The sequence below is a fragment of the Paraburkholderia sp. OAS925 genome, from assembly GCF_040543975.1.
GTDB lineage: Bacteria > Pseudomonadota > Gammaproteobacteria > Burkholderiales > Burkholderiaceae > Paraburkholderia > Paraburkholderia graminis.
This window is the reverse complement of sequence record NZ_JBEUNO010000002.1, coordinates 1,553,099-1,562,322: the sequence shown is the minus strand read 5'-3', so window position 1 is coordinate 1,562,322 and position 9,224 is coordinate 1,553,099. Positions and strand designations below refer to the sequence as shown.

At 62.6% G+C, this 9,224-nt stretch carries 13 protein-coding genes; 7 read left to right on the top strand and 6 right to left on the bottom strand.

Translation table 11 applies throughout. The features are described 5' to 3' along the window. Positions 1-119: 119 nt before the first annotated feature. The 3 genes from ABIE53_RS25820 to ABIE53_RS25810 all read left to right on the top strand — a co-directional run bounded on the left by ABIE53_RS25820 (position 120) and on the right by ABIE53_RS25810 (position 2,806). Entirely contained in the window at positions 120-1,175 is a 1,056-nt protein-coding gene (locus ABIE53_RS25820) for a LacI family DNA-binding transcriptional regulator (protein WP_053859449.1), read from the top strand. Between the two features lie 160 nt (positions 1,176-1,335). Further along, positions 1,336-1,653, top strand: coding sequence for an ArsR/SmtB family transcription factor (locus tag ABIE53_RS25815; protein ID WP_053859450.1), 318 nt, complete (start codon positions 1,336-1,338; stop codon positions 1,651-1,653). A 91-nt stretch (positions 1,654-1,744) separates the two neighbouring features. Beyond that, positions 1,745-2,806, top strand: a complete 1,062-nt coding sequence (locus ABIE53_RS25810; RefSeq protein WP_006049390.1) for an alkene reductase — start codon at positions 1,745-1,747, stop codon at positions 2,804-2,806. A 149-nt stretch (positions 2,807-2,955) separates the two neighbouring features. Here the strand turns inward: ABIE53_RS25810 and ABIE53_RS25805 are convergent, their stop codons facing one another. The 3 genes from ABIE53_RS25805 to ABIE53_RS25795 all read right to left on the bottom strand — a co-directional run bounded on the left by ABIE53_RS25805 (position 2,956) and on the right by ABIE53_RS25795 (position 4,323). Next, positions 2,956-3,483, bottom strand: coding sequence for a GNAT family N-acetyltransferase (locus ABIE53_RS25805; RefSeq protein ID WP_192699297.1), 528 nt, complete (start codon positions 3,481-3,483; stop codon positions 2,956-2,958). 54 nt (positions 3,484-3,537) lie between these two features. Further along, complete coding sequence (locus ABIE53_RS25800; protein ID WP_006049388.1) at positions 3,538-3,999, bottom strand: VOC family protein; 462 nt, start codon at positions 3,997-3,999, stop codon at positions 3,538-3,540. Positions 4,000-4,065: 66 nt separating this feature from the next. Next, entirely contained in the window at positions 4,066-4,323 is a 258-nt protein-coding gene (locus ABIE53_RS25795; protein WP_006049387.1) for a hypothetical protein, read from the bottom strand. A 182-nt stretch (positions 4,324-4,505) separates the two neighbouring features. On the opposite strand from ABIE53_RS25795, the gene ABIE53_RS25790 reads away from it, so the two are divergent. Next, on the top strand, positions 4,506-4,919 hold the full coding sequence (locus ABIE53_RS25790; protein ID WP_192699298.1) for a hypothetical protein: 414 nt from the start codon (positions 4,506-4,508) through the stop codon (positions 4,917-4,919). Between the two features lie 89 nt (positions 4,920-5,008). Here the strand turns inward: ABIE53_RS25790 and ABIE53_RS25785 are convergent, their stop codons facing one another. Further along, a complete protein-coding gene (locus tag ABIE53_RS25785) occupies positions 5,009-5,236 on the bottom strand; it encodes a DUF2795 domain-containing protein (protein ID WP_006049385.1) in 228 nt (75 codons plus the stop codon). A gap of 208 nt (positions 5,237-5,444) precedes the next feature. On the opposite strand from ABIE53_RS25785, the gene ABIE53_RS25780 reads away from it, so the two are divergent. The 3 genes from ABIE53_RS25780 to ABIE53_RS25770 all read left to right on the top strand — a co-directional run bounded on the left by ABIE53_RS25780 (position 5,445) and on the right by ABIE53_RS25770 (position 8,553). Then, entirely contained in the window at positions 5,445-7,610 is a 2,166-nt protein-coding gene (locus ABIE53_RS25780) for a response regulator (RefSeq protein WP_029966218.1), read from the top strand. 62 nt (positions 7,611-7,672) lie between these two features. Then, on the top strand, positions 7,673-7,888 hold the full coding sequence (locus ABIE53_RS25775; protein WP_114156979.1) for an FmdB family zinc ribbon protein: 216 nt from the start codon (positions 7,673-7,675) through the stop codon (positions 7,886-7,888). Between the two features lie 89 nt (positions 7,889-7,977). After that, complete coding sequence (locus ABIE53_RS25770) at positions 7,978-8,553, top strand: low affinity iron permease family protein (RefSeq protein WP_006049382.1); 576 nt, start codon at positions 7,978-7,980, stop codon at positions 8,551-8,553. 69 nt (positions 8,554-8,622) lie between these two features. On the opposite strand, the gene ABIE53_RS25765 is transcribed toward ABIE53_RS25770, so the two are convergent. Both ABIE53_RS25765 and ABIE53_RS25760 read right to left on the bottom strand, forming a co-directional pair. Further along, a complete protein-coding gene (locus ABIE53_RS25765; RefSeq protein ID WP_029966222.1) occupies positions 8,623-8,916 on the bottom strand; it encodes a DUF6723 family protein in 294 nt (97 codons plus the stop codon). Positions 8,917-9,082: 166 nt separating this feature from the next. After that, positions 9,083-9,208 carry a hypothetical protein gene (locus ABIE53_RS25760; protein WP_006049380.1) on the bottom strand — a complete coding sequence of 42 codons (126 nt, stop codon included), beginning with the start codon at positions 9,206-9,208 and terminating at the stop codon, positions 9,083-9,085. Positions 9,209-9,224: the final 16 nt, after the last annotated feature.

Sequence of the window (9,224 nt, the reverse complement as noted above, 5' to 3'; positions counted from 1 at the left end):
TTCCGATCGACTGCGTTGATCTGTCGTGTGATAGCTGCAAGACTAGGCGTGCGCGGCAATCGCTGTCAAACCGCGAACCTGATGGTTTTTGATGGACTTCCAATCTGCGAAGGACGGTTATGGCCGATCCGGTTAACCTCATCACCGCCGCACGTGCCCGCATTCCGGACATCGCGCGCGCTGCGGGCGTCTCCACTGCCACGGTGGACCGTGTGCTCAACCGGCGCGAAGGCGTGCGCGCCGTCACCGCACGGCGTGTGCTGGAGGCGGCCGCGCAACTCGGCTATCTGCTCACACAGGAAGCGCCTGCTGCGGCCGCTTCCAGACCCATGCGCATCGCGTTTCTGCTGCCCGCCGGCACGAATCGCTATCTGCATATGCTGGGCGACTATATCGACTTCGCGCACGATCAATGGAATGCGCTCGACATGAAGTGCCGCGTGCATTACGTCGAAAGTTTCAACCCTAAAGAACTGGCCGACCGTCTGCTGCATTACGGACAACGCGCGGATGGCGTTGTATTCATGGCGCTCGAGCATCCTGTGGTGCGCGATGCAGTCAATGCGCTGGCCGACCAGGGCGTGCCCGCGATCACGCTCATTTCGGATCTGTCGAATGCGCGGCGTCTCGCTTACGTGGGCATCGACAATCGTTCGGCGGGACGCACCGCGGCACTGTTGCTCGGTCGTTTCATGGGTCCTCGGCCGAGCGGAAAGATCGCAATGCTAGCGGGCAGCCTCAACTATCGCGGACATGAAGAACGCGAGATCGGCTTTCTTCATCTGATCGAATCCACCTTTCCGCAAGTGCGCGTTATCGGACTGCGCGAAGGACAGGACGATAGCGAGCGCAACTATATGCAGACGCGCAGGCTGCTCGAGCAGCATCCGGACCTCGCCGGCATTTACAACAGTGGCGGCGGATCGGATGGCGTGGCGCGCGCAATCGTCGAAGCGCGCTCGGAACAGAAGATTCTTTTCGTCGGGCATGGGCTGACGCCGGACACGCGAGCCTTGCTAATCGACGGGACCATGGACGCGTTGATCACGCAGACTCCGCAGGCCATGGTTGGAAACTGTCTGCGTATTTTCCGCAACGTGCGCGACAAGCGCGATGCGATGAGCGACGTGAAGCCGGTGCAGTTCAGCATCGTGCTGCGCGAGAATCTGCCCTGATAGGCGGCCCTCATCCATTCCCCCACCCCCAGTAGTGCCTCAACGCATATCGTCAAAATCCGATATATACTTCGTCCAGTAGCGATGCAGACGTAAGGCAACGCGACGCATCAACGCGCCGCGCGCCTGCTCATTGAAACCGCATGACGGTAGTTGACGAATGAAACGAACCCCCATCGCGCCGGACATGGACGCGATACACAAGGCGCTCGCCAATCCGGTGCGGCGCGAGATTCTTGGCTGGCTGCGCGAGCCGCATGCGCACTTCGCCGATCAGGAACTCCCGCTCGATCACGGCGTATGCGCAGGCAAGATCGACGCGCGCTGCGGGCTCTCGCAGTCCACCGTGTCGGCCCATCTCGCCGCGTTACAGCGCGCGGGACTGGTCACGTCGAAACGTGTGGGGCAATGGGTGTTCTTCAAACGCAACGAGGCCGTTATTCAGGCGTTTCTCGAGCATATGAACTCGAAGCTCTGAGTCGTCCCGCATCGCCGCTTTCCGTCACTTTCTTGTTGTCACGCAACTCTTTTCGGCAAGGCGTCCGCGCCTCCGCCAAAGGTGAATATTTATGCCGACTCTTTTCGATCCGCTGCAAATTGGCGACCTCACGCTGTCGAACCGCATCATCATGGCGCCGCTCACGCGTCAGCGCGCGGAGGAAATCCGCGTGCCGAACGCGCTGATGGCGAAGTACTACGCCGAGCGCGCAACGGCAGGGCTCATTATCAGCGAAGCCACTTCCGTCACGCCGCAGGGCGTGGGTTATGCCGACACGCCGGGCATCTGGTCGCAGGAACAGGTAGAAGGCTGGAAGCTCGTCACGCAGGCCGTGCACGCTGCCGGCGGCAAGATCTTCCTGCAACTGTGGCACGTGGGCCGCATTTCCGATCCGCTGTTCCTGAACGGCGAGTTGCCGGTTGCGCCGAGCGCGATTGCCGCGAAAGGCCACGTGAGCCTCGTGCGCCCCGAGCGTCCGTATGTGACGCCGCGCGCACTCGAACTCGATGAAATCGCGGGCATCGTTCAGGCCTTCCGCAAAGGCGCGGAAAACGCGAAAGCCGCGGGCTTCGACGGCGTTGAAGTGCACGGCGCGAACGGCTATCTGCTCGACCAGTTCCTGCAGGACAGCACCAATCAGCGTACCGACGCCTACGGCGGCCCGATCGAAAATCGCGCGCGTCTGCTGCTCGAAGTCACCGACGCCTGCATCGACGTGTGGGGCGCACAGCGCGTGGGCGTGCATCTCGCGCCGCGCCGCGACTCGCACGACATGGGCGATTCGAATGCCGCGGCAACCTTCGGCTATGTGGCCCGCGAACTCGGCAAGCGCAAGATCGCATTCATCGCCGCGCGCGAAGCGTTGGGCGAAGATCGCCTTGGCCCGCAGTTGAAGAAGGAATTCGGCGGCCCGTACATCGCGAACGAAAAGTTCACGAAGGAAACCGCGCAGCAAGTACTCGACGCAGGCGAAGCCGACGCAGTGGCCTGGGGCCAGTTGTTCATCGCGAATCCCGACCTCGTGCGCCGCTTTGCGACGAACGCGCCGTTGAACAAGCCGGACCCGGCTACGTATTACGCTCGTGGCGAGACGGGTTATGTGGATTATCCGGCGCTGGAGACTGTGGAATAAGCGGTGGAATAAGCGGTAAAGCAAGAAGATTCGCTGCTGCAGACATGTAGCAAAGAGCGGCGGGTGTCATCGGAGGATGTGCAAAACTCCGGCGACGCCCGCCGCTTTTTTGCTCTGCGTCGCGCAAAGCGTGCACGTCAAAAACCGCATCAACCAAGATCGCGTCGCATGAAAACGCGCTTCGATTCATCAAGCCCTCGCGCAATATGCGCATCGCGCCGCGCAATCAGCGCGTCATCAAGCTCGGCTTCTTCGATATCGCGGAAGCCGAGTCGCCGGTAATACGGCGCATTCCACGGCACGTCGCGATACGTCGACAAAACAAGCTGCATGAGCCCGCGCGAACGCCCCAGCTGCACGATTTCTTCGATCAACGCCGCGCCGATGCGCCGCCCCGCATGCGAGGTCAATACGTCGAGTTCCTGAATGTAGATGCGCGCCGGTTGCGGCTCGAACATCAGGAATCCGGCGCGCGTTCCATCGCTATCCACCGCGACGATAATCTCCTGCGCCGCAATCTTGCGCTCGACAACAGAGAGGCTCATCGGCGGCGCATCCGCGATGCCGGTCATGCCGACGCTCGCGAAGCGCGCGCCCGCTTCGAATTCGATCGCGCGAATGGTTTCTGCATCGTCCGCTTTTGCAAAACGGAAACTGACGCCGGCGGGTTGTTGCATGTGAATCGGAACAGAACCGGCGCGGTTAATCTCAGGCTCGTTACGCATATCCCGCTATATCCAGCCTTCGATTTTCAAGCCGCTCACGCGCTCCGCTTCTTCGCGCGAAACGGCGCGCACGGTCTGCCCGAAACTCCAGATATGTCCTTCCGGATCGCGCGCCGCATAAACACGGTCGCCATAAAACTGATCCGCCGGTTCGCGCGTAATGACAGCGCCCTCGGCCCGCGCGCGGGCGCAATGTTCGTCGATGCCTTCGCTTAGTTGCACGTGCACCGACTGCGTATTCTTCCCGCCGACCGATACAGGACTCACGGAGTCTTCCGACCATTCGCGGCTAATCATCACGTAGCTATCGCCGAAACGCATTTCCGAATGAGCGAGTTGCCCGGCGTCGTCGGTAATCACCATTTGCCGCTTGAAGCCGAAAGCCCGCTCGAGCCACTCGAGCGCGGCGAACGGGTCCTGGTAATAGACGGCCGCGCCCAATGACGGCCGATGCGTCGATTCACTCATGACAAGTCCCTTGCAAACCGGAGCCCGAGCGCGGCGCTCCTGCAATTTAACTGACACGACGACGCGTTATTGACTCCCGGAGGCCGCGGACGCCGCGCTGCCCGATTGGCCCGAAGCACCGGCCGCCGCCGTATCGCTCGCGCGTTTCGCGGCGTCGCTCTCACCGCTCGTTCCATTCGCGCCCGCCGAATTGCTCATCACACCGCTGCTGGCGGAACTCGTGGTGTCCTTGTTCGCGTCGTCGACCTTCTTGCAGCCGGACGCGCCCATTGCCAACGCGGCAATCGATACGGCCAGCAACGCGCCTTTCAGATTCGAATGCATGGTAGCACCGTTCGGTTCGCCGTCGCGCAAGGCACGGCTTGGGTTAGTCGATGTCAGCCACGCGCAGCATCGCTCATGCCCGCACGTATGCGCGACAGGTCGCACGCGACCGCGGCAAGCGGCTTGCTGGGAAGCTAGTCTCGCCCGCAAATCTGGCGATGCCACTAAAAGGAGAACCGATCATGCTGCTCAGCGACGAAGAACTTGCGCGCCTCGAAGGCGTTGCGCCTTTTCTCGAGAGCGAGGCAAAGACGTCGCTCAACTTTGCGCCTGACTACGAAGTGACGGCTGAATTCGCGGCACATCTGCAGCCGGGCCTGCGCATTCGCGCGGCCAACCAGGACTCAGGCGATGCCGACGCGCCGCCTTATCCGCTCAACCTGTTCGTCGGCTTGCCGCTCGACGAATTGCGCGAACTCATCGAAGCCAAAGACAGCGCACGCGGTGCAATGATCGCGCGCTTCGGCGCGTCGTTCACGCCGCGTCTGTTGCGTGCAATCGAAACCGAGACGCCGGGCGCGACCAATCTCGATGCGGGCGTGCAGAACGAGGCGGGCACGCTGTCGGTGATGCTTGCGGAGCTTTCGCAAACATGACGCAACGCGAACCGCTGCTGCTTGTAGTTCGTTCCGTCGCTTGCAGATTTGACAGCGGCCGCGGCCTTGCATGCCGCGGCCGCACGACATCACTCGTTGCCCACGCCCTTCGAGACTTCCGCCGGACTGCCGTACTCCTGTTCCGGCAAACGTTCGAGCGCGTCGAGCACTTCGTCGTCGGCGCCGTTGCCTTTTGCGGTGTCCAGCAGACTCGCCTTGTCGGCGGGATATGAGGCGCCTTTCAGCGCCTTCTGGACATCGATGAATTTGCGAATCGGACCGCCGTTGGAACTGGTCGAATTGCTATTGGACGCCATATGCATCTCCTTGAGGTTCGTCATCGGGTGGCAGACGATGCAGCATCGCGCGTTCCTCGCGCGCGCTCGCACGTCGCGTGGCAGCGTCGCATGCAAACGCACTCTTTCGCCGTGTCAGGAATGAATCTGGCTGCAGCCATCTATAGGGCCGCCGCGGTACGGGCGGCCCGGTTTCTTCTTCTCAAGCAAGCAAGCAAAGGATCTTGCCGTGAGCACTGCGGACCGCGAAGCCATTCTTGTCAACCAGCAAGCGATTCTGGCGCGATTCGGCGAGCTTGCGTTGCGTTCCGACGATCTCGACGAGATCCTCACCGAGGCGTGCCGGCTCGTGGCCGAAGCGCTGCAAACCGACATGGCGAAGGTGATGGAACTACAGAAGGACCGCGTCACGCTCGTCGTGCGCGCGGGAGTCGGCTGGCCGCCAGGCGTCGTCGGCGAGGCCAGGGCGCGCGCCGAGCGCGGCTCGTCCGAAGGCTATGCGCTGCAAACCGGCAAGCCCGCGATCTCGCCCGACATCGCCAATGAAAAGCGCTTCCGCTACTCGCAGTTCATCGTGGATGCGGGCGTGAAGGCGCTGATCAATGTCGTGATTCTTGGCGGAAAAGACCGGCCCGCGTATGGCGTGCTGCAGGTGGACAGCCGCAAGCCGCGTGACTTTAGCGACGTGGACACCGAGTTCCTGCGCTCGTACGCGAACCTGCTTGCCGCCGCCGTCGAACGGCTTCGCATCGCCGCCGAAACGCGCAAGCACGCGACCTCGCTGCGCGAAAGCGAAGAGCGTTACCGCATGCTGGCGACGCAGATTCCGCAACTGGTCTTCACCTGCACGAGCACGGGCGAGCGCACGTGGGACAGCCCGCAATGGACCGAATACAGCGGACTGCCGGAGAAGAACAGCCGCGGTCTCGGATGGCTCGATGCGATTCATCCCGAGGACCGCGACGCGACCATGGCGGCATGGACTTCGAGTGAGGCGCAAGGCGAATATGCGGTCGCGCATCGCATCCGTCGCGCGGACGGCGCGTACCGCTGGTTTCAGACGCACGCGAGGCCGGTGCGCCCCGAAGGACGCACGGTGACGTGGCTCGGCACATCGACGGATATCGAGGACCAGGCTCGCATACGCGAAGCGCTGGAACGCAGCGGCGAGGAACTCGAAAGACGCGTGTACGAGCGCACGGCCGAATTGCAGCAGGCACTCGACACGCTGCATGTGGAAGCGCGCGAACGTTCGCGTGCGGAAGAACGTCTGCGTCACAGCGAAAAGCTGAAGGCGATCGGCCAGCTCACAGGCGGCATCGCGCACGACTTCAACAACATGCTGCAAGCGATCATGAGTTGTCTCGGCCTGATTCGCGTGCGCATGCAACAAGGCCGCCCAAGCGACGTCGTCACGCTTGTCGAGCGCGCGGAAAAAGGCGCGGTGCGCGCCGCGACTCTCACGCACCGTCTGCTCGCGTTCGCTCGCCAGCAAACGCTCGAGCCGCGGCTCGTCAGCCTCGACGCGATCGCGCACGACATGGAGGACATGATCCGCCGCGTGGTCGGCGCGAGCATCAACGTCGAGCTGAAACTCGGCGACGGCGTGTGGCTCGTGCAATGCGACCCGAACCAGATGGAAAGCGCGCTCGTGAACCTGTGCGTGAATGCGCGCGACGCGATGCCGGACGGCGGCTGGCTCACCATCAGCACGAGCGAAGTGATCCTGAACGAAGCCGAGGTGGCCGACTTCGAGGACGCGCTGCCCGGACGCTACTGCTGCATCGCGGTATCCGACACGGGCACCGGCATGTCGCAAAAGATCATGGAGCACGCGTTCGAGCCGTTCTTCACGACGAAGCCTTCGGGCCAGGGCGTCGGTCTCGGCCTGAGCCAGATATACGGCTTCGTCAGACAGTCCGGCGGAATCGTGCAGATGCAGACTGCGGTCGGCAAAGGGACGACGGTGCGCCTCTACATGCCGGCCTCGGTGCAACGCGAGGATGTCGAAGAGCACAGCACTGGCCCCGGCAAAACCATCATGCTCGTCGAGGACGAAGAGATCGTCCGCGAAGTTACCGCCGAGCAATTGAGGGAACAGGGCTATCGCGTACTCGAGGCCGACAGCGGAGCCGCGGCGCTGCGGCTGCTGCATGCGGGCGCGCGTTTCGATCTGCTGATCAGCGACGTCGCCCTGCCCGGCGCGCTGAACGGCCGCCAGGTCGCCGAGTCGGTGAGACAGCGCTATTCGCGGATGCCCGTGATACTCGTCACAGGCTATGCGCCGGGCGATACACCGTCCGATATGGAAGTGATCAGAAAGCCCTTCTCTCCCGAAGTACTCGCCGCGCGCGTGCGCGCTAAACTGGAGCAATCGCAAGCCGGCGTCGACTAAACGACGCAGTCGCCCCGCGCGGCGATCGGCACTTAAATTTTTCGTCTCGCAGATCGACACCCATGCCAGTTTATGACTACCAGTGCGCCGAATGCGGCAACTTCGAAACGGCGCGCCGCATTGCCGAGCGCGATGAACCCGCGCCCTGCCCGCAGTGCGGAAACGCTGCCGCGCGCGTGGTGATCGGCGCACCGTCGCTCGGCGGCGGCTCAGCCGATTCGAGCGACGACGCGGGCAGTTACGGCATGCGCCATCGCGGCGGCTGCTCGTGCTGCTGAAGCATTTTTTCGTATTACCGGAAGCTGCTTGCGCGAACCCGGCACGAACTGTGCTGCGCGTTCGATAGAATCATTCCGGGAGAAATAACATGAGACCAGCAGAAGCGCGCTCCAGCTCGGACAGCATCAACACTATTCCGCCGACCTCGAGCCCCGCGTACGCATCGCGCAATCCGGTCACGCGCGCATTCGACGTGTTCGCCAGTTCAGTCACGCGGATCGCGGGTTCGCCCATCGCATTCGGCCTCGCGCTCATCACGATAGTCGTTTGGGCCGTCACGGGACCGGTCTTTCATTTTTCCGACGCGTGGCAACTGGTCATTAACACGGGCACCACGATCATCACGTTCCTGATGGTCTTTCTGATCCAGCAAAGCCAGAACAAGGACAGCGTCGCGATGCATCTCAAACTTAACGAATTGCTCGCGTCGCATCGGGCGGCGAACAACCAGTTGATCGGTATCGAAGACGCTTCCGAAGACGATCTGCGGCGGCTCGCGGCCGCGTACCTGCGGCTGGCAAGCCGCGTCGGCGCGCATGGCAGGGAGAGCGTCGATGTGGATGCGTGTGTGGAGAAAACCGCGGCGGAGAAGGCTCGGAACGAGGGGAACAACGAAGCGAAAAGCGAAGCAAAAACCGAAGCCAAGGAAAGCGAACGCGCCTGATCCCGCGCCTCACGCCTGCAATCTCATGCGCGGCCTCGCACGCCGCGCGCCCCGCTTCGCTTCACGCATTCACGGCTCCGGGTTCAGCAAATCCGCCGCGACCAGTTCCGCGCCCTTGCGCGCGGCAGCCTCGCGCGCTTCCAGCGCGGTCTCGAATGGACCGATCATCGGCGCGCCGTCGTAAGGGAAAATCACGCGGTCATCCGTCGTCCTCACGACCTTCAGGTCGCCGGTGAACGTGCCGGTCGCCGTGCGTCGATACGTCGGGTAGATCCTGTAATCGCTCGCGGTGGTGGGCGCACCGTCGGGCGATGCGAAGTCCCGCAGCGAGCTATTGCGAAAGTGCAGCTTCCTTCTCACCATCTCAATCCCTGCAATTGCTATCGTCGACTGGTTAGGGGCCTTGTAAAAAATCACATGGCGATGGCGCATACGCGGACACGGCGCGCATCCAATGCGCGCCGCGCTCTGTCGTCACACGGGCTGCCGGCGTGTCAAAAGCGAACGCCGGCAAGCCTGCTACAGCGAATCAGGGCTGACGTTGTCCGCCCTGGTGCTGCGGCGTCTTCTGCTGGTTCTGCTGTTGCTGGCCGCTCTGCTTGCCCGCATTCTTCGGATTACCAGGTTGTGTATTGGATTGCTTCGGATCGCTCATCTCTGCTCCTTGGTTT